Here is an 18,279-nt window from a genome sequence, read left to right on the forward strand (position 1 = left end):
GGGCCTCATCGGTTCGTTGTCTGGCGCAGCAGCATGGTGCCACCGCGCTGAGTAAATTCAAGTTTGTTAAGGGCGCTCATACCAAGCAGCACCTGATTACCTTCGAGCCCGGGGGCGACCAGCGCGCGAACATCACGCAGCACGATGTCGCCGACCTGCAGCCGGTCGATTCGGGTTCGATAACCCTTGCTCAAACCGTTGGCGGTGCTCAGGGTCACCCCGAAGCCCTCTTCCAGTTTCAGCTGCTTGGCCATCTCTGCAGGGACCGACACATCTGTCGCCCCGGTGTCGAGCATGAAATCCACCGGCTGGCCGTTGATCTGGCCGCTGGCGACGAAGTGGCCCTGGCGATTGCTGGCCAGTTTTACCTCGATGAACCCCTCACCCTGTTCGGAGTCGACCACAACATTAGGGTTGTGCTGGCGCGCTTCCCATTCGCCGAAAAACCGCGTCGCCAGAAACAACGCGGCGCACCAGGCCAGCACCATCAGCACCCGGCCGGCACGCTTGCCCGGCGTCTGTTGACTCATAATTTGCCACTCCAGCCGCCTTCAGGCGCAGCAAAGCGCCAGATGAACGGGCGAACCTCACCATCGACGCGAGCCCCTGTGTTGTTGTCGACGCCTATCCAGGCGCCCGTGGCGTCCACTACCAGTGCTTCTTCCAGCCCGTAGTCCTGTGGATAACGCCGGCCATCCTGCAGCAACTCGGCGGCATACGACCAGCAACGCTCGACCTTGGCCGTTGTTGCATCGCGCCGGCATATTTCGTAGGCATTGCGTTCGAGGGTGAACAGCTTGCCGTTGAACAATGACAGGTCGGCGAAGTCCAGCGACACCGGCCTTGCGTGGTGAAACTGCGGCGGCTGCGCTCGCTTGCCACCCTCGCTCAGCAGCACACAGTTGCCGTCACAGTCCCATTGCGTGGCCCCTCGCTTGATCAGCAGCAGGCCGCGGCGATCACGCTCGGCGGCCAGCCATAGCTGGTCGCCTTGCGGGTTGACCGCCAGGCCTTCGAACAGCGCATTGAAGCGCAGCAACATGCCCCCGGCCCGCGCCTCGCGGACCAGCCTGGGCGCAATGTTCAACCAGGACGCAGGCCCGGTCAGCGGCACCTGCAACACGGCCGCATGGGATTCACTGACGATGTAACGATTACCGGCGTTGTCGCAGGTGATGCCTTCGAAGTCCAGGTCGCCGCCGCGCACGAACGATGCCGCCCAACTGCGCGAGCTCAAGCTCCAGGGCAAACCGCTGGCCGGTGCCACGGGCACATCGATGTGCACGGCTTCGGCCTGCCAGGGATCCTGCCGGGTATCGAGACGGTAGATCTGGTCATCGTCGCGATCGGACACCGTCCACAGCTCGTCGCCGCACTGTGCCAGCCCTGACAGGTTGCCGCCCTGCATGCCGGCCACGGCATGCCCGGACACCAGGCGCAACTCCGGGACCGGGTCGGCCAACGCCGCCGTGCTCAGAAGTAACGCACATGCCAGGGCCAAGCCAACCCGCATCAGCCAAGAACCTCGGCCAGGTTGCCTTTGGACTCCAGCCAGGACTTGCGATCGCCAGCGCGTTTTTTCGCCAGCAGCATGTCCATCATTTCAGCGGTGGCTTCGTAATCTTCCAGCGTCAGCTGCACCAGGCGCCGGGTGTTCGGGTCCATGGTGGTTTCGCGCAGTTGCGGCGGGTTCATTTCACCCAGGCCTTTGAATCGGGTGACCTGTGGCTTGCCGCGCTTCTTCTCGGCCACCAGGCGATCGAGAATGCCATCACGCTCGGCCTCGTCCAGGGCGTAGAAGATCTCCTTGCCGAGGTCGATACGGTACAGCGGCGGCATCGCGACATAGACGTGACCGGCATCCACCAACGGGCGGAAATGCTGCACGAACAACGCGCACAGCAGGGTCGCGATGTGCAGCCCGTCGGAGTCGGCGTCGGCGAGGATGCAGATCTTGCCGTAACGCAGCTGGCTCATGTCCGCAGCACCGGGATCGACGCCAATCGCCACGGCGATGTTGTGCACTTCCTGGCTCGCCAGGACTTCACTGCCGTCGACTTCCCAGGTGTTGAGGATCTTCCCGCGCAGCGGCAGGATGGCCTGAAACTCCTTGTCCCGCGCCTGCTTGGCCGAACCGCCCGCGGAATCACCTTCCACGAGGAACAGCTCGGAACGCATCGGGTCCTGCCCGGCGCAGTCGGCGAGTTTGCCCGGCAATGCCGGGCCTTGGGTGATGCGCTTGCGCTCGACCTTCTTGCTGGCCTTCAGGCGACGCCCGGCGTTGTTGATCGCCAGCTCAGCCAGGAGCATGCCGGTTTCCGGATTGGCGTTGAGCCACAGGCTGAACGCATCCTTGACCACCCCGGAGACAAACGCCGCCGCCTCACGGGACGACAGGCGCTCCTTGGTCTGGCCGGAGAATTGCGGCTCCTGCATCTTCATCGACAGCACGAAGGCAATGCGTTCCCAGACGTCTTCCGGCGCCAGCTTCACACCGCGCGGCAGCAGGCTGCGGAATTCGCAGAATTCGCGCATGGCGTCGAGCAAGCCCTGACGCAAACCGTTGACGTGGGTGCCGCCCTGCGCCGTCGGGATCAGGTTGACGTAGCTTTCCTGCACGCTGTCGCCGCCTTCCGGCAACCACAGCAGCGCCCAATCGACCGCTTCCTTGTTACCGGCCAGGCTGCCGCAGAACGGCTCGTCCGGCAGGCGTTCGAACTCGGTGACCGCATCGACCAGGTAGGAACGCAGGCCGTCTTCGTAATGCCATTCGACTTTCTCGCCGGAGGCCTTGTCTTCAAAACTGACCAGCAAGCCGGGGCACAGCACGGCCTTGGCTTTGAGTACGTGCTTGAGGCGGCTGACGGAAAATTTCGGCGAATCAAAGTATTTCGGATCCGGGGCGAAGAAAACACTGGTGCCTGTGTTGCGCTTGCCGACGGTACCCACGACTTCCAGCTCGGTTTTCTTGTAGCCATCGGCGAAAGTCATCTGGTATTCGTTGCCGTCACGCTTGACGCGCACCCGGACTTCGGTCGACAGGGCGTTGACCACGGAGATACCCACGCCGTGCAGACCGCCGGAAAACTGGTAGTTCTTGTTGGAGAACTTGCCACCCGCATGGAGCTTGGTGAGGATCAGCTCGACGCCTGAAACGCCCTCTTCCGGATGGATGTCCACCGGCATGCCACGGCCGTCATCGCTGACTTCCAGGGAGTGATCGGCGTGCAGGATGACCTGCACCGAGGTCGCGTGACCGGCCAGGGCTTCGTCGACGCTGTTGTCGATGACTTCCTGGGCGAGGTGGTTCGGCCGACTGGTGTCAGTGTACATGCCAGGGCGTTTGCGCACCGGGTCGAGGCCCGAGAGGACTTCGATGGCGTCTGCGTTATAAGAGCTAGCGCCGGGAGTGGCCATGGGGTCTCGTCGTCCTTTGAAAAAAGTGTTCTGTAGAAAAGGGACCGGTCACAGTGCTTTGAAATCAATCGCTTGATACAAATCTGCGCCAATGCCGGCAAAACTCAACATGGCCGGCAGGTGCGCGGCAAAGCCCTGAAAGCTGTGATCGCCGCCGGCCTGGATGCGCAAGGCACAGGCCCGGTAGTAGTGCTGGGCGTGGCGATAGTCCAGGGTTTCATCACCGGTCTGCAACCACACCTGATAACGCTGGGGGTCCTGCGGTGCCGGCACTTCCAGCTCGGCCAGGGCCGTTACATGGTCGTGGGTCAGTTCCCAGGCCTCATCGGTGTACAGGTTTTTCTGCGTCCCCAGGTGCCCGTCGAACATCCGGTGCGGGCTTACGGCCGGGTTGACCAGCAGGGCCTTCAGGCCATGGCGCTCGGCCAGGTGAGTCGCATAGTAGCCGCCGAGTGAGCTGCCGACCAGCAGTGGCCGCCCCAGCTCGGCAATCGCCTGTTCAAGCTGACCGATGGCTTCGCGCGGATGATGATGAAGGGCGGGTACCCGCAGCTGATCGCTCAAACCCAGGCGGCCCATCACCGTCATCAGCTGCGTGGCCTTTTTCGAGGAGGGCGCGCTGTTGAAACCGTGGATATAGAGGATCGAGCCGGACATTTGAGCTCCCTGTTCGTCGGGTAAAGAAGGCGGAGTTTACAGGGTGTCGGGGGAAGCGGGGATATCCGTGGAATTTGGAGCGTCTGTGCCCACGAAGGCCATCACGCGGTCCTCAGGAATGACTAATAACCGTCAGCGTCGTAATCGACCTTGAATTCGAACCCCTTAACCCGCTCCACGCCCGTCTCAATCCGCCCATCCGGCAGCAACCGCAACCATCGATACCCCGGCGCTTGATCCCCCACCTTGAAATCATCGCTCCCCGGTTCAAACTGGATGCAGGTCGAAGGCGAAGCGATCAACCGAACACCGTTGCGCTCACGGTCAATTTCCTGATGCACATGCCCCCAGAGCACCGCCCGCACTTGGGGAAAGCGATCCAGCACGGCAAACAGCGCCTCTGGATTGCGCAAGCCGATCGGCTCCATCCAGGCACACCCGATAGATACCGGATGATGATGGAAACACACCAGGTGATGGCGCTCCGGCGCTTCGCTCAGCGAACACGCAAGCAATTGCAGCTGTTCATCCTGCAAATAACCGGGCACCGAGCCCGGCACCGCCGAATCCAGCAGCGTCACTCGCCAGTTGCCGATATCCACCACCGGCTCCAGCAAAGCGCTTTGCACCGCCGCCTCGGCCATGATCTGCGGCTCATCGTGGTTACCGGGAATCCAGCGCGCCGGGGCATCGAGCTGGCGGGTCAGGTCGCGAAACAGCTGGTAAGACTCCAGTGTTCCGTCCTGGGACAGATCTCCAGTGGCAATCACCAGGTCAATCCGGGGCTGCTGCAGGCGCACCAGCTCGAGGACTTTCACGAGGCTGTCCCGGGTATTCATGCCCAGCAACGTGCCATCCGCGGCAGCGAACAAGTGGCTGTCAGACAGCTGCACCAGCAACGCCGAATCGGCGGTGGTCAATGTGGATACGCTCGGCAAGGCGTTCTCCCAGGGCGAAAGCACGGGTATTGATGAGTGCCGCAATTATGCTGGGGGACAAGCGAAAGAGGAAAGTGGTGAACGCACAACGCAGTTCACAACTAACGAACGACTTCGTATTCATGCCCCAACGCCAGGCAATGGCTCAACCACTCTCCCAGGAACATGTTCAGCTGGGCTTTTTCATCCGGTTGATGCATCGAGGCATTCGGATAAGGATAAATGCCGCGAAAGCGTCGTGCATGTTCGGCACTGACGACTTCAGCCATGCAGGCGTCGTGATACACCTGGACTTCCAATTGCGGCACCGGCAGCCATGGCAGGCTGTGCTCCTGGCGCACTTGCAGGGTAGTGGTGTACGGGCAGACCTGCAGCACCTCGAGCGCCAGTACGCCGAGCATCTGGTCGCCATGAGTCACGGCAATGCGTCGCGCCGCCGGCTCGCTGCGCATGTCCGGCAACAGTCGCATAAGGCGCGCATAGTTGGCCTCACAGGAAGCTTGCAGCCCCGCAAGGTCGACTCGATAGCGATCGCGCAACTTGTTTACGACCATAACCCCCTCACTTCAGCGCGGTTTAAAGCTAGCCATTGCAAGGCAATGATGCTGGCCGCGTTGGCAATTCGTCCGTCGCGCACGGCTTGCAGGGCATCTTCGAACGCCCAGACCGTAACGCGGATATCTTCTGCTTCTTCTTCCAGCCCATGCAGGCCACCGGCCCCGGTGGTCTCGCAACGTCCCAGGTACAAATGCACAAACTCATTGCTGCCGCCCGGCGATGGAAAATACTTGGTCATCGGCCAGAGCGCCCCAAACACAAGCCCAGCTTCCTCCTGCGCTTCGCGGTGAGCAACTTCTTCCGGCACTTCATCCTTGTCGATCAGACCGGCGACCAGTTCAATCAGCCACGGGTTGTCGGTCTTGCCCATGGCGCCGACGCGAAACTGCTCGATCAGTACCACTTCGTCACGCTGCGGGTCGTACGGCAGGACGCAGACGGCATCATGGCGAACGAACAGTTCTCGATTGATTTCGCGACTCATGCCGCCGGCGAACAATTCGTGGCGCAGGTGCACACGATCAAGCTTGTAAAAGCCCTCGTAGCACTTTTCGCGCCGAACGATCTCAACGGCGGTCGGAATGGCGTTGGCAAAATCAGTCATGACAATCCTCGTAGTTGCTCCGAGGCTCCAGCCTCGACTTCGCGCCATCCTAACGCGCCCGCGACCTTTGATGCAGCCCCTTTCCAGACAGCGGGATAGACGGTGAGGGCGAAACCAACTCTAATTAGCTTAGTGGCGAACTGATTACCGCGCTGGCAGTCGAAGCGGGTAATTTTCGCCTTTCCCTGTTTCATGAAGGACGCCCATGTCGCTTTTCAAAATCGCCTCCGTGGCCGCAATCGCGTTGACCCTGGCCGCTTGCCAGAGTCTGTTCCAGCCCAACTACCGGACGCCGCTGGAAACCACCCGTGACGCCTCCGAACAGCTGAAGCCGGGCTGCACGACGCCTGATTGCCCGCTGGTCAATATCGACACCCTGCACTTCCCTGCCGAGCCTGCGCTCGACGGCATCATCGAAAAGCGCTTGCTGCAAATGACCCGCACCTCGCCCGACGCCCCGGTGGCGCCGACGCTGGCGGCCTATCGCGATGAGTTTTTGCGCACCGCCGGCCCGCGCTACAGCAGCTACTTGCAGGCCAAGGTACGGGAGCAGCATGACGGCTTGGTGATCATCGAGTTTTCCAGTTACCTGGACACTGGCGGCGCCCATGGCACGCCGGGCCGCAGCTTCATCAACTATTCCCGCCAGCAACACAAGGTACTGACGTTGTCTGACATGTTGCTGCCAGGCCAGGAAGACGCATTCTGGAAAGCCGCGCAGGTGGCCCACAACAGCTGGCTGATCAGCACCAAGCTCGATCAGGAGGCGGAGTTCGTGAAGAGCTGGCCCTTCCAGAAGACCCAGAACGTGGCGCTGACCTATGGCGGGGTGATCCTCAAGTACGAAACCAGCACCATCGCCCCCTACGCGCTGGGCCATGTCGAACTGAAGATCCCCTACCCACGCCTGAACGGCATTCTCAGACCCGAGCTGTTTCCTGGCCGTAACTGAAGGCTCGGCCCAGCACCAACTGCAGCAACCCTGCCAGAATCAGTGACGGCAGGGTTGCGCCGATGTCCGGGTACAGATTGGCCAGCAAATGATAAGTGCTCACCCCGCCCAACCAGGCGAGCAACGCCGGCCAGCGCAATGCGGCTGATGCGACTCGGGCACTGCGCTTGCGCAGGATGAAGTGATCCACCAGCACCACGCCGAACAGCGGCGCAAACACCGAGCCGATCAACAGCAGGAAGTTCTGGTACTGCGCCAAAGGCGCCAGCAAGGCGATCAGCGTGCAGACCAGGCCGATGGCCAACGCCAGGTACTCGACTTTGAAGCGCACCAGCACCGCGCTGGACACTGCCGCCGAGTGAATGTCGGCAAAGGCGTTCTCTGACTCGTCCAGCAGGATCAGCAGCAGCGGAATCCCCAGGCCGGCGCCAGCCAGTGCCAACAGCAGGGCATTGACTTCACCACTCGGGGCGAACGCCAGGGTGTAGGCCACGCCAAGGCTCATCAGCCAGAAGTTACCGATAAAAAAGCCCAGCGCGGTTCCGCCGAAGACGTTTTTCGCACGCTTGCCGAATCGCGAGTAGTCGGCGATCAGCGGCAGCCAGGACAATGGCATCGCAATGGCGATGTCGAAGCCCACGGCGAACGGCATCGAACCGTCGCCCGCCTGCGCCCACAGTGCGGCCAGGTCGGCTTTGGCGAACAGGTTCCAGGTCAGCCAGATGCACGCGGCCAGCAATAGCCAGATACCCCACTTGCGCAGGATCTGGCGCACGAACGTCAGTGGGCCGCTGACCGCCAGCAAAGTGGCCAGGCCACCGAAGAACAGGGTCCATAGCAGTGGGCTCGACAGCAGACTGCCTTCGCTGAAGGCGCGTGCGCCCAGCAGACTGGCGGCGTCGCGCATGACGATGATTTCGAACGAGCCCCAACCGATCAGTTGCAGCAGGTTCAGCACCGCCGGCAGGCTTGCGCCCTTGATGCCCAGGCTCAACTTGAGTGCAGCCATCGACGACAGGCCGGTGTCGCTGCCGATCACCCCGACGGCTGCCAGCAGCAGGACGCCGACCAAGGTGCCGAGGAAGATTGCCAGCAGTGAACCGGACAGGCCGAGGCCAGGCGCGAGCAAAGCGCCGGTCTGCAGCACCATCAGGCCGATGCCGAGGGAGAACCATAGGGAAAACAGATCGCGACCACCGAAGACACGCTTTTCAGCGGGCACCGCAATGTCGGGGGAGTAAGTGCTGGGTTGAATGCTCACGGGTGTTATCTCAGAGGGACATTTGTTGTTGTATTGATCGCTATCGCCAGCAGGCTGGCTCCCACAGGGGACTTGTGAACGCTACAGATCCAATGTGGGAGCCAGCCTGCTGGCGATGGGGCCTGTGCAGGCCCCACCTTTTCAGGTCAGATCAAACCTTCTTGTACAGCTGACTGCCTTCCTGCTTGAACCGCTCAGCCTGCTCCGCCAGTCCCTGGGCCACTTCGGCATCAATGGTTTCGATCCTCTGGTTGGCCGCATATTCACGGACTTCCTGAGTGATCTTCATCGAGCAGAATTTCGGTCCGCACATGGAGCAGAAATGCGCGACCTTGGCCGAATCCTTCGGCAACGTCTCATCGTGATACGAACGGGCGGTGTCCGGGTCAAGGCCCAGGTTAAACTGGTCTTCCCAACGGAATTCAAAACGCGCCTTGCTCAGGGCATTGTCGCGAATCTGTGCACCCGGATGGCCTTTCGCGAGATCGGCAGCATGCGCGGCGATCTTGTAAGTGATGATCCCGGTTTTCACGTCATCCTTGTTCGGCAGGCCCAGGTGCTCCTTGGGCGTCACGTAGCAGAGCATGGCGCAACCGAACCAGCCGATCATCGCCGCACCGATACCGGAAGTGATGTGATCGTAGCCCGGCGCAATGTCGGTGGTCAGCGGGCCGAGGGTGTAGAACGGCGCCTCGTCGCAGCACTCGAGCTGCTTGTCCATGTTCTCCTTGATCAGCTGCATCGGCACATGGCCCGGGCCTTCGATCATGCACTGCACGTCGTGCTTCCAGGCAATTTTGGTCAGCTCGCCAAGGGTTTCCAGTTCGCCGAACTGCGCGGCGTCGTTGGCGTCGGCAATCGAACCTGGGCGCAGGCCGTCACCCAGCGAGAAGCTGACGTCGTAGGCCTTCATGATTTCGCAGATGTCTTCGAAATGCGTGTAGAGGAAGTTTTCCTTGTGATGCGCCAGGCACCACTTGGCCATGATCGAACCGCCACGGGAAACGATGCCCGTCACGCGCTTGGCGGTCAGCGGCACGTAGCGCAGCAGCACACCGGCGTGGATGGTGAAGTAGTCCACGCCCTGCTCGGCCTGTTCGATCAGGGTGTCGCGGAACAGCTCCCAGGTCAGGTCCTCGGCCGCACCGCCGACTTTTTCCAGGGCCTGATAAATCGGCACTGTACCGATCGGCACTGGCGAGTTGCGGATGATCCACTCACGGGTTTCGTGAATGTGCTTGCCGGTGGACAGGTCCATGACCGTGTCCGAACCCCAGCGAATGCCCCAGGTCAGTTTCGCCACTTCTTCTTCGATGGACGAACCCAGGGCGCTGTTGCCGATGTTGCCGTTGATCTTCACCAGGAAGTTACGGCCGATGATCATCGGTTCCAGTTCGGTGTGGTTGATGTTGGCCGGAATGATCGCGCGGCCACGGGCGATCTCGTCACGGACGAATTCAGGGGTGATGATCTTCGGCACGCTGGCGCCGAAGCTGTGGCCGGCGTGTTGCTGGTCCAGCAGGCCGGCGGCACGGGCCACTTCGAGCTTCATGTTCTCGCGGATGGCAACGTATTCCATCTCGGCGGTGATGATGCCTTTGCGCGCGTAGTGCATCTGGCTGACGTTGGCCCCGGCCTTGGCGCGGCGCGGGTTGTTCACGTGGGCGAAGCGCAGCTTGGTCAGTTCGGCATCGGCCAGGCGTTCCTGGCCGAAATTGGAGCTCAGGCCGCTCAGGCGCTCGGTGTCGCCACGGGCTTCGATCCACGGCGAACGCACATCGCCCAGGCCTTTGCGCACGTCGATGATGACGTTGGGGTCGGTGTACGGGCCCGAGGTGTCGTATACAACGACAGGCGCGTTGATCTCACCGCCGAAATCGGTCGGGGTCACGTCTAGGCTGATTTCACGCATCGGCACGAGGATGTCCGGGCGAGAACCCTGGACGTAGACTTTTTGCGAGCGGGTAAAGGGCTGAACCGACTGTTGATCGACTTGGGCCGAATCACTCAGGTTCGTCGTATTTTTTAGTTTTATCGTCATCACGGGCTCTCCAGACAGCATCCAGGCAGTGGATTTTTGTCGGAGCGAACCTGTAACGAATGGACGCGACCAATCAGCGATGACACTGCTGCTGGTGCTGTGCTCAGTGCTCGAGGGGTGTTCGATTGTCGAACAACATCCCGGACGAAGCACAAGAGGACTCGCCGGGTGACGAGAAATCTTGTTCCCTACGCAGGCGCTAACCTGATCAGGTTCAACGGGATCCGAAATTATTCGATCTCAGCCTCATAGCAAGGCACCCCGACAAGAACCCGGCCAGTCTAGACACAACTGACACGGAACGCCAACCCCGCAGTAAACACCTTGATGAATGGCGTAATTACAGGATTGTTGCCGAACGTGTGCGCAACTACACTCGCTACGCCGCATCGCGTCATGACGTTGTGCGTTGACGATCTACAACATCGCGCCGTACCTTGGCGCAAATTATCAGCGTAATTTTTAGGGATGGCCGCATGCTGCGCAAACTTTCACTGGCCCTTGCCGTGTCTTGTGCTTCGAATGGAATGGCCTGGGCAGCGGAAGCGCCCTTATCGACCAGGACTGACCTGGTGAGCGTCTATCAGGAAGCCGTGGATAACAACGCCGACCTGGCTGCTGCTCGCGCCCAATATGGCGCGCAGAAAGAGGTAGTGCCCCAGGCACGGGCCGGGTTGTTGCCGAATCTGTCCGGCGGAGCCCAGGTCGCCAATGTGCGCACCGACATCAATCAGCCGTCCGCCGTGGCCTCCCGCAGCGCCAACTCCTACCAGGCGACACTGGCCCAGCCACTGTTCCGCGCCGATCGCTGGTTCCAGTACCAGGCGGCCAAGGACGTCAACGAACAGGCGGCGCTGCAACTGTCCGCGACAGAGCAGAACCTGATCCTGCAGACCGCCGAAAACTATTTCAATGTGCTGCGCAGCCAGGACAACCTGGCCTCGACCAAGGCTGAGGAAGCGGCATTCAAACGCCAGCTGGACCAGTCCAACGAACGCTTCGATGTCGGCCTCTCGGACAAGACCGACGTGCTGCAATCGCAAGCCAGCTACGACACTGCACGGGCCAACCGCATCGTTGCGCAGCGCCAGGTGGATGATGCGTTCGAAGCGCTGATCACCCTGACCAACCGTCAGTACAACTCGATCCAGGGCATCGTCCATACCCTGCCCATCCTCCCGCCGGCACCGAATGACGCGAAGTCCTGGGTCGACACGGCCGCCCGGCAGAACCTCAATCTGCTGGCCAGCAACTACGCGGTCAGCGCGGCTGAAGAAACGCTCAAACAGCGCAAGGCCGGCCACGCTCCGACGGTGGATGCGGTGGCGAAGTATGAAAAAGGTGACAACGACGCTTTTGGCTTCAGTAATCCGAATGCTTTCAACCAGGCCTATGGCGGGCCGGTCGAACAACGCACCCTGGCCCTGCAGTTGAACATCCCGATCTACAGCGGCGGGCTGACCAGTTCCCAGGTCAGGGAGTCCTACTCGCGCCTGGACCAGACCGAACAACAGCGTGAAGGCCTGCGCCGGCAAGTCGTGGAGAACACGCGCAATCTGCACCGTGCGGTGAATACCGACGTCGAGCAGGTGCAGGCGCGCAAGCAGTCGATCATTTCCAACCAGAGCGCGGTGGAAGCGACTGAAATCGGCTATCAGGTTGGAACGCGCAACATCGTCGACGTGCTCGATGCCCAGCGCCAGCTGTACACCTCGGTGCGCAACTACAACAACACCCGGTACGACTACATCCTCGACAACCTGCGCCTGAAACAGGCAGCGGGCACGTTGAACCCGGGCGACCTGGAAGACCTCAAGCGCTACCTCAAGCCCGACTACAACCCCGACAAGGACTTCCTGCCGCCGGATTTGGCCAAGGCTGCGGCTGAGCAATTGAAAGCCCGGCCGTAAAAGCAAAAGATCGTCCGAAGGCTCGGGCCGCGTTCGGGCGATCTTTTATTTCAGGCGACGCAGTCTAACGGTCGATCAACCGCCCCAACCCATCCAGCAATCGTTGCAACGCGCCCTGATTGGCGCGCATCACGTTCAATCCGGCCTGGGCCATGCGCTGTGCGTCCCGGGGCAATTCGAACAATCGTCGCACCTCTACCGCCAACCCTTCGGCATCTTCCACTTCCTGCAGCGCGCCGGCATTGCGCAGTTGCGCGGCTATCTCGAGGAAGTTGAACAAGTGCGGGCCGCTCAGTACCGGCTTGGCCAGTGCTGCCGGCTCCAGCAGGTTGTGCCCGCCGTTCGGTACAAGGCTGCCACCGACGAATGCGGTATCCGCCAGGGCGTAAAGGAACAGCAATTCGCCCATGGTGTCGCCCAGCAGTACTGAAGTACCGGCGCTGACCGTTTCGCCGGTGGAGCGTCGAACCGTGGCGAAGTCCTGCCGGGCGCACAGTTCGAACACCGAATTGAACCGTTCCGGATGGCGCGGTACCAGGATCAGCAGCGCATCGGGATGATTGGCGAGCAACTGACGGTGAGCCGCCAGCACCACCTCGTCTTCGCCTTCATGGGTACTGGCGGCAATCCACACCGGACGCTCCTGTGCTTGCCATTGGCCGCGTAACTCGGTGGCACGCTGCAGCAGCTGCGGGTCGATGGTCAGATCGAATTTGATCGAACCGGTGACTTCGACGGTTTCCGGGCGCGCACCCAGGTCGCGAAAGCGCGAGGCCTCGGCCTCGGTCTGCACTGCAAACAGGCTCATTTCGGCGAGCATCGGCTGGGTCAGTTTGGGCAAACGGCCGTAACCCCTGGCCGAGCGCTCGGACAGTCGGGCATTGGCCAGCGCCACGGGAATACCCCGTTTTGCACACTGGTGGATATGGTTGGGCCAAAGCTCGGTTTCCATGATCACTGCCAGTTTCGGCCGCACGCGATCCAGGAATCGCTTTGCCGCACAGGGCAGGTCATAGGGCAGGTAGCAGTGTTGAATTCGCGGTTCATTGGCGAACAGGGCCCGAATGCGCTCGGATCCGGTCGGGGTCATGCAGGTCACGGTGATCGGCAACTGTGGATAACGTTGCAACAGAGCGCGGATCATTGGCGCCGCCGCGATGCTCTCGCCAACTGACACCGCGTGTACCCAGATTCCGCCGGGCTGCAACACCGGCAGGCCATAGGAAAATCGCTCGCCGATGCGTTTGGCATACGCCGGCGCCTTGCGCGCCCGCAGCCAAAGCCGAATCGCTACCAATGGCAGCCCCAGGTAAAACAGCGCGGTGTAGAGAGTTCTATTCATGGCGGCGGAGTTTATCGGCTTTTGTCGCCGATCGCCCGCAAGTGCACGGCAAAACGTTCCGCCAGCCAGCGCGCGGCCGGGCCCAGTGGCTCGTCGCGACGCCACACCAGCTCCACGACAAGGGCCGGAGGCGTCCATTCGCTGACCAGTTCGACCATCTGCCCCTGATAAGCAGGGTACTGCACCACGTGCCGGGGCAACCAGGCCCAGCCGAGGCCACGTACCAGCCATTCGGCCATTACGTAGAAACTGTCGGCCCGCCAGACCTGCGGACTGGCGGGTTCGCTACCGGGGTAGACACTGGATTGAGTGGACATGAGTAACTGGCGATGCTGCGCCAACTGCTGGCAATCAACTTCGTTTTTGCCGGCCAAGGGGTGGCCGGTGCCACACACTGTCACCATTTCGACGCTGCCCAATACCCGGCGCTCAAGGGATTCGGGAATCTGGTCGTGATAAAACAGCAGGCCGAGGTCGGCCCGGCGCTCCACCAATTTACGCGCCACATCGCCCTGGGCAGCACTGGTCAGTTGCACCTCAAGGCTGGGAAATTGTTGCGCCAGGGCTTCAAAGCTATCCACAACTGCCTGGTAGGGCATGGCCTCGTCCTGGGCCACCCGCAGACGGGCTTCCTGCCCGCGCATCATCGCCAATGCCCGGCCGTTCAAACGCTCGCACTGACGCAGGACTTCCCTTGCTTCTTCGAGCAAGGCATCGCCGGCTTCAGTCAATTTCGGCTGGCGCCCGCTACTGCGATCAAACAGGCTGACGCCGAGGTCTTCTTCCAACAGCGCAATCGAACTGCTCACGGCCGACTGGGCCCTGCGCTGAGCGCGCGCCACCGCCGAGAACGAGCGTTGTTCCGCTACGCTGACAAACAGACGAAGCTGTTCCAGACTCCATTGCATGCTCATGTGCAACCCATCTCCGTAACAGATAGGTGATGACTTTACCGCATCTGGCGAATCTCTAAAATGCAGGCTTGATAAAGCAACACATCACTTGAGGATGCACCCATGACCGCTTACTACTACCTGGCCATTGCCATCTGCGCCGAAGTGATCGCGACCGTTTCAATGAAAGCCGTCAAAGGTTTCAGCACGCCCCTGCCGTTGGTGCTGGTGATCGTTGGCTACGGCATCGCCTTCTGGATGCTGACACTGGTGGTGCGCAGCGTACCGGTAGGCGTGGCTTATGCGGTATGGGCCGGCCTGGGCATCGTGCTGGTCAGTGTAGCCGCGCTGTTTATCTATGGGCAGAAGCTGGATGTGCCGGCGATGCTGGGCATGGCGCTGATTGTGCTGGGGGTGGTGGTTATCCAGTTGTTCTCCAAAACTGCAGGCCACTAACGCCTGCAATGCTGTCTAGTGTGGGAGTGAGCCTGCTCGCGATAGCGGTGCGCCAATCGACGCGTCGGTTGCCAGGTAAACCGCTATCGCGAGCAGGCTCACTCTCTCGGGTCTGTCGGCCGCTGCAATGTTTGAGTCTGTATACTGCGCCCTCGTCTTGAACACTGAGGTCGCTGCATGCCATCCGTTATTTCCACCGACGTTTTGATTGTCGGCGCTGGTGTCGCCGGCCTCTGGCTGAACGCGCGCCTGCGCCGCCAGGGTTTTTCGACCGTGCTGGTGGAAAGCGCCACCCTCGGTGGCGGGCAGAGCCTGAAGTCCCAAGGCATCATCCACGGCGGCGCCAAGTATGCGCTGCACGGTGCACTGACCGGCGCCTCGGAAGCCATCGCCGATATGCCACGACGCTGGCGTGAAGCGCTGGCCGGCGACGGCGAACTGGATCTGAGCGGCGTACGCCTGCTGTCCGAAGCCCACTATCTCTGGTCCCCCGGCACCATCGCTGGCAACCTCACCAGTTTCTTCGCCAGCAAAGCCGTGCGGGGCCGGGTCGACCAGGTCAAGGGCGAGCAACTGCCACCTGCCCTGCAAGACAAGCGTTTCAAGGGCAAGGTCTATCGCCTGGCCGAGCTGGTGATCGATGTACCGAGCCTGATCCAGCGCCTGGCCGACCTCGCGGGCGACGGCCTGCTGGCCGGGCATGAGATCGAACCGTTTCTGGAGGCTGGCCTGCTGGTCGGCCTTAGAGTCGACGGGCGCGATATTCGGGCGCAACGCATCGTTCTCAGCGCCGGGGCGGGTACCGCAGCGCTGCTCGAAGCACTGGGGTTGAGCCAGCCGGCCATGCAACGTCGACCGCTGCACATGATCATCGCCAAGGGCCCCGGCCTGAAGCCGTTGTACGCCCACTGCCTGGGTGGCGGGACCAAGCCGCGCATCACTGTCACCACGCACCCGGCGGCCGATGGCCAGTGGGTCTGGTACCTGGGTGGCGATATTGCCGAAGCCGAAGGCGTCGCCCGCGAGCCGGCCGAGCAGATTGCCACCGCACAGAAAGAACTCGGCCAGCTCCTGCCCTGGATCGACCTCAGTACCGCCCGGTGGGCCACTTTGCGAGTGGATCGTGCAGAGCCTTTGCAGTCCGGCCTGACACGCCCGGACAATGCCTTCCTGGCTGAACAGGGCCGGCTGCTGGTCGGTTGGCCGACCAAGCTGGCACTGGCGCCGGACTTCGCTGACCGGGTCATCGCCTCTCTACAACGCGATGGCATCCAGCCCAGCCACAACGCTACGTTGCCTGAACTACCGAAACCACCCATGGGCATTCCTGCCTGGGAGCAACTGCTACCATGAGCCAACCAACCCTGCACGAACTGCACCGCCCGCTGGGCAGCACAGGCCTGATGGTTTCGCCACTTGGCCTGGGCACCGTGAAATTGGGCCGCGACCAGGGCGTCAAGTACCCGAACGGTTTCCAGATTCCGGGCGATGATGAAGCGCGCATGTTGCTCAAGCTCGCACGGGACATGGGGATCAACCTGATCGACACCGCCCCGGCGTATGGCCACAGCGAAGAGCGCCTCGGCCCGTTGCTGCGTGACCAGCGCCGGGAGTGGGTGATCGTCAGCAAGGTGGGCGAAGAGTTTGCCAATGGCCAGTCCAGTCACGACTTCAGCGCCGCCCACACCCGGTTGTCAGTGGAACGCAGCCTGAAACGTCTGGAAACTGATTTTATCGACCTGGTGCTGGTGCACTCCGACGGCAATGACCTGGCCATTCTCAACGACAGCGAGGTCTACGCAACCCTCGCCGAACTCAAGCAAGAGGGCAAGATCCGCGGATTCGGCTTCTCCGGAAAAACCGTCGAAGGTGGCTTGAAGGCTCTGGAACAGGGTGATTGCGCGATGGTCACCTACAATCTGAACGAATTGAATGAAAAAGCCGTCATTGACTATGCTGCTGCTCACGGCAAAGCCATTCTCGTCAAGAAAGCCCTGGCCAGCGGCCATGTGTGCCTGAGCCCTGGCGTCGATCCGGTGCGCGCCAGCTTCGAGTTGTTGTTTGAACATCCGGGCGTTGCCAGTGCTATTGTCGGGACCATCAATCCGCTGCACCTCGCCCACAATGTCGCGACCGTTGCCAAGGTCCTTCGTAGAAACTGACGCCGCCGACGCGGCCTTAAGCAGGAGCCGACATGCCGCGTACGCTCATAAGAAAGAACCCCAGCAACTTCAAGACCCTGCCGTTATTCGTCGAAGCGACTCCCGAAGGCCTGAGTTACCAGAGCGTCGGAATGCCGCTCAATTTCTCGCAAACCCTGCAGCGTCGCCGCCCCGTGGCCGTGGCCGATGCAGAGCGCTTCGCCGTGGAGCTGGCCAATCTCGGGGTTTCGGTGCGCCTTACATTGCACTGGCAGAACCGCGATTACTGGGTCTTGGTGCGCCAGCGCCGACAGGATCGCGGCGACGTGGTGCTCAAGCTGATCTCCGGTTATGTGCCGGCCCACGAGCTCAACCTGCCGCTGCACACGGCCATTCAGGAAATCGCCGAAGAATGCCTGCTGGAAACGCCCGAAGGCTGGCTTGGCGGACGCTTCAATGACACCTGGCTGCCTGCGCCCTACTCGTCCGCCCTGCATTATCGGGAAGCCTTGCCGTTTCGATTGACGCCCCTGTCGGGGTCGGCTCGACCGGTGCGCTGCGCGAACATGCAACTGATCGAACGTCCACGCGCTTACGTGCACCTGCCCACCGCCTCGTTGCAGCTGATCTACGACTTGCGCCTCGAGGTCCCCAAGGAAGCCAAGTCGCTCAGCCTGTTTCATGTCGACGAACGCCTGGAAGGCGACCAACTGGTGGCCAGGCTCGATCGCAAGCGGCCCGATCTGTACCTGATGCCTTTGCAGGACGGCCAGCCGATGGCTGAGCTCTACACCTTGAAGAAAGACCACCTGTATCCGGCGAGCACTCGCGGGTTGTACCTGGCAGAGAGTTTTGCCCAGCAGGAAGGCTGGCTGGTGCGCGATGAGCGGATCAAGTGGAAGGATTGGGTGAAGCAGCAGGGACTGAGCCTCCCGGGGAAGGACTCGGGTTTAGCGCGGTTGCGGGGCAAGGCCAAGCAATTGCTGAAGAGAATCGTGCCACGCAAGAAGCTCAGTTCCTGAACCAAAAGATCGCAGCGCCTACAGGGCAGGAGCTGCCGCTGGCTGCGATCTTTTCACGTTGCGATCAAAGAAATCTTCAACGATCGC

17 protein-coding genes and 1 riboswitch are annotated in these 18,279 nt (G+C 61.5%); of the genes, 6 read left to right on the forward strand and 11 right to left on the reverse strand.

Going from position 1 to position 18,279, the window contains the following annotated elements; all coding sequences use genetic code 11:
* Window positions 1-5 precede the first annotated feature (5 nt).
* The 7 genes from UB23_RS24640 to UB23_RS24670 form a co-directional block, all read right to left on the reverse strand.
* Window positions 6-530, reverse strand: a complete 525-nt coding sequence (locus tag UB23_RS24640) for a retropepsin-like aspartic protease family protein (RefSeq protein WP_045061858.1) — start codon at window positions 528-530, stop codon at window positions 6-8.
* Window positions 527-1,513, reverse strand: coding sequence for an esterase-like activity of phytase family protein (locus UB23_RS24645; RefSeq protein WP_045061859.1), 987 nt, complete (start codon window positions 1,511-1,513; stop codon window positions 527-529). Before UB23_RS24645 ends, UB23_RS24640 begins: the two co-directional genes overlap by 4 nt.
* The gene (gene parE / locus UB23_RS24650) at window positions 1,513-3,417 is read right to left on the reverse strand and encodes a DNA topoisomerase IV subunit B (protein WP_045061860.1); all 1,905 of its coding nucleotides are present in this window, start codon (window positions 3,415-3,417) and stop codon (window positions 1,513-1,515) included. The genes UB23_RS24645 and parE overlap by 1 nt, the downstream gene beginning before the upstream one ends.
* A gap of 48 nt (window positions 3,418-3,465) precedes the next feature.
* The gene (locus UB23_RS24655; protein WP_045061861.1) at window positions 3,466-4,074 is read right to left on the reverse strand and encodes a YqiA/YcfP family alpha/beta fold hydrolase; all 609 of its coding nucleotides are present in this window, start codon (window positions 4,072-4,074) and stop codon (window positions 3,466-3,468) included.
* 122 nt (window positions 4,075-4,196) lie between these two features.
* Window positions 4,197-5,012 carry a 3',5'-cyclic-AMP phosphodiesterase gene (cpdA, locus tag UB23_RS24660; RefSeq protein WP_045061862.1) on the reverse strand — a complete coding sequence of 272 codons (816 nt, stop codon included), beginning with the start codon at window positions 5,010-5,012 and terminating at the stop codon, window positions 4,197-4,199.
* 101 nt (window positions 5,013-5,113) lie between these two features.
* The gene (locus tag UB23_RS24665; protein WP_045061863.1) at window positions 5,114-5,566 is read right to left on the reverse strand and encodes a DUF1249 domain-containing protein; all 453 of its coding nucleotides are present in this window, start codon (window positions 5,564-5,566) and stop codon (window positions 5,114-5,116) included.
* The gene (locus tag UB23_RS24670; RefSeq protein WP_045061864.1) at window positions 5,557-6,174 is read right to left on the reverse strand and encodes an NUDIX domain-containing protein; all 618 of its coding nucleotides are present in this window, start codon (window positions 6,172-6,174) and stop codon (window positions 5,557-5,559) included. Before UB23_RS24670 ends, UB23_RS24665 begins: the two co-directional genes overlap by 10 nt.
* A 205-nt stretch (window positions 6,175-6,379) precedes the next feature.
* On the opposite strand from UB23_RS24670, the gene UB23_RS24680 reads away from it, so the two are divergent.
* Window positions 6,380-7,126, forward strand: coding sequence for an RsiV family protein (locus UB23_RS24680; RefSeq protein WP_045061866.1), 747 nt, complete (start codon window positions 6,380-6,382; stop codon window positions 7,124-7,126).
* Here the strand turns inward: UB23_RS24680 and cytX are convergent.
* Together cytX and thiC are read right to left on the reverse strand one after the other, a co-directional pair.
* Window positions 7,095-8,387 (reverse strand): putative hydroxymethylpyrimidine transporter CytX, encoded by a 1,293-nt coding sequence (gene cytX / locus UB23_RS24685; protein WP_045061867.1) that lies wholly within the window; start codon window positions 8,385-8,387, stop codon window positions 7,095-7,097. The two genes, UB23_RS24680 and cytX, sit on opposite strands and share 32 nt — an antisense overlap.
* 151 nt (window positions 8,388-8,538) lie before the next feature.
* Window positions 8,539-10,428: a phosphomethylpyrimidine synthase ThiC gene (gene thiC / locus UB23_RS24690; protein ID WP_045061868.1), complete on the reverse strand. Its 1,890-nt coding sequence runs from the start codon at window positions 10,426-10,428 to the stop codon at window positions 8,539-8,541.
* 168 nt (window positions 10,429-10,596) lie between these two features.
* Window positions 10,597-10,702, reverse strand: a riboswitch (TPP riboswitch).
* Window positions 10,703-10,904: 202 nt separating this feature from the next.
* Between thiC and UB23_RS24695 the strand changes: the two genes are divergently transcribed.
* Window positions 10,905-12,338, forward strand: coding sequence for a TolC family outer membrane protein (locus UB23_RS24695; RefSeq protein ID WP_045061869.1), 1,434 nt, complete (start codon window positions 10,905-10,907; stop codon window positions 12,336-12,338).
* Between the two features lie 64 nt (window positions 12,339-12,402).
* On the opposite strand, the gene waaA is transcribed toward UB23_RS24695, so the two are convergent.
* Window positions 12,403-13,680: a lipid IV(A) 3-deoxy-D-manno-octulosonic acid transferase gene (gene waaA, locus UB23_RS24700; protein ID WP_045061870.1), complete on the reverse strand. Its 1,278-nt coding sequence runs from the start codon at window positions 13,678-13,680 to the stop codon at window positions 12,403-12,405.
* Between the two features lie 11 nt (window positions 13,681-13,691).
* Entirely contained in the window at window positions 13,692-14,594 is a 903-nt protein-coding gene (locus UB23_RS24705; protein WP_045061871.1) for a LysR family transcriptional regulator, read from the reverse strand.
* Between the two features lie 102 nt (window positions 14,595-14,696).
* Here UB23_RS24705 and UB23_RS24710 point away from each other — a divergent pair, with 102 nt between their 5' ends.
* From UB23_RS24710 to UB23_RS24725, 4 genes are all read left to right on the forward strand, one after another.
* Window positions 14,697-15,029: a DMT family transporter gene (locus UB23_RS24710; RefSeq protein WP_045061872.1), complete on the forward strand. Its 333-nt coding sequence runs from the start codon at window positions 14,697-14,699 to the stop codon at window positions 15,027-15,029.
* A gap of 177 nt (window positions 15,030-15,206) precedes the next feature.
* Window positions 15,207-16,382: an NAD(P)/FAD-dependent oxidoreductase gene (locus UB23_RS24715; protein ID WP_045061873.1), complete on the forward strand. Its 1,176-nt coding sequence runs from the start codon at window positions 15,207-15,209 to the stop codon at window positions 16,380-16,382.
* Window positions 16,379-17,191, forward strand: a complete 813-nt coding sequence (locus UB23_RS24720; protein WP_045061874.1) for an aldo/keto reductase — start codon at window positions 16,379-16,381, stop codon at window positions 17,189-17,191. Before UB23_RS24715 ends, UB23_RS24720 begins: the two co-directional genes overlap by 4 nt.
* 32 nt (window positions 17,192-17,223) lie before the next feature.
* Window positions 17,224-18,192, forward strand: coding sequence for a hypothetical protein (locus UB23_RS24725; RefSeq protein WP_045061875.1), 969 nt, complete (start codon window positions 17,224-17,226; stop codon window positions 18,190-18,192).
* Window positions 18,193-18,279: the final 87 nt, after the last annotated feature.

Origin of the sequence: Pseudomonas sp. ES3-33, from assembly GCF_000952175.1 — a bacterium.
Taxonomy (GTDB): Bacteria; Pseudomonadota; Gammaproteobacteria; order Pseudomonadales; family Pseudomonadaceae; genus Aquipseudomonas; species Aquipseudomonas gregormendelii.

What these genes read in the sequence shown, in the direction of transcription:
- UB23_RS24640 (WP_045061858.1), bottom strand. Translation starts at nt 530, where the DNA reads ATGAGTCAACAGACGCCGGGCAAGCGTGCCGGCCGGGTGCTGATGGTG.
- UB23_RS24645 (WP_045061859.1), bottom strand. Translation starts at nt 1,513, where the DNA reads ATGCGGGTTGGCTTGGCCCTGGCATGTGCGTTACTTCTGAGCACGGCG.
- parE (WP_045061860.1), bottom strand. Translation starts at nt 3,417, where the DNA reads ATGGCCACTCCCGGCGCTAGCTCTTATAACGCAGACGCCATCGAAGTC.
- UB23_RS24655 (WP_045061861.1), bottom strand. Translation starts at nt 4,074, where the DNA reads ATGTCCGGCTCGATCCTCTATATCCACGGTTTCAACAGCGCGCCCTCC.
- UB23_RS24665 (WP_045061863.1), bottom strand. Translation starts at nt 5,566, where the DNA reads ATGGTCGTAAACAAGTTGCGCGATCGCTATCGAGTCGACCTTGCGGGG.
- UB23_RS24670 (WP_045061864.1), bottom strand. Translation starts at nt 6,174, where the DNA reads ATGACTGATTTTGCCAACGCCATTCCGACCGCCGTTGAGATCGTTCGG.
- UB23_RS24680 (WP_045061866.1), top strand. Translation starts at nt 6,380, where the DNA reads ATGTCGCTTTTCAAAATCGCCTCCGTGGCCGCAATCGCGTTGACCCTG.
- thiC (WP_045061868.1), bottom strand. Translation starts at nt 10,428, where the DNA reads ATGACGATAAAACTAAAAAATACGACGAACCTGAGTGATTCGGCCCAA.
- UB23_RS24695 (WP_045061869.1), top strand. Translation starts at nt 10,905, where the DNA reads ATGCTGCGCAAACTTTCACTGGCCCTTGCCGTGTCTTGTGCTTCGAAT.
- waaA (WP_045061870.1), bottom strand. Translation starts at nt 13,680, where the DNA reads ATGAATAGAACTCTCTACACCGCGCTGTTTTACCTGGGGCTGCCATTG.
- UB23_RS24705 (WP_045061871.1), bottom strand. Translation starts at nt 14,594, where the DNA reads ATGAGCATGCAATGGAGTCTGGAACAGCTTCGTCTGTTTGTCAGCGTA.
- UB23_RS24710 (WP_045061872.1), top strand. Translation starts at nt 14,697, where the DNA reads ATGACCGCTTACTACTACCTGGCCATTGCCATCTGCGCCGAAGTGATC.
- UB23_RS24715 (WP_045061873.1), top strand. Translation starts at nt 15,207, where the DNA reads ATGCCATCCGTTATTTCCACCGACGTTTTGATTGTCGGCGCTGGTGTC.
- UB23_RS24720 (WP_045061874.1), top strand. Translation starts at nt 16,379, where the DNA reads ATGAGCCAACCAACCCTGCACGAACTGCACCGCCCGCTGGGCAGCACA.
- UB23_RS24725 (WP_045061875.1), top strand. Translation starts at nt 17,224, where the DNA reads ATGCCGCGTACGCTCATAAGAAAGAACCCCAGCAACTTCAAGACCCTG.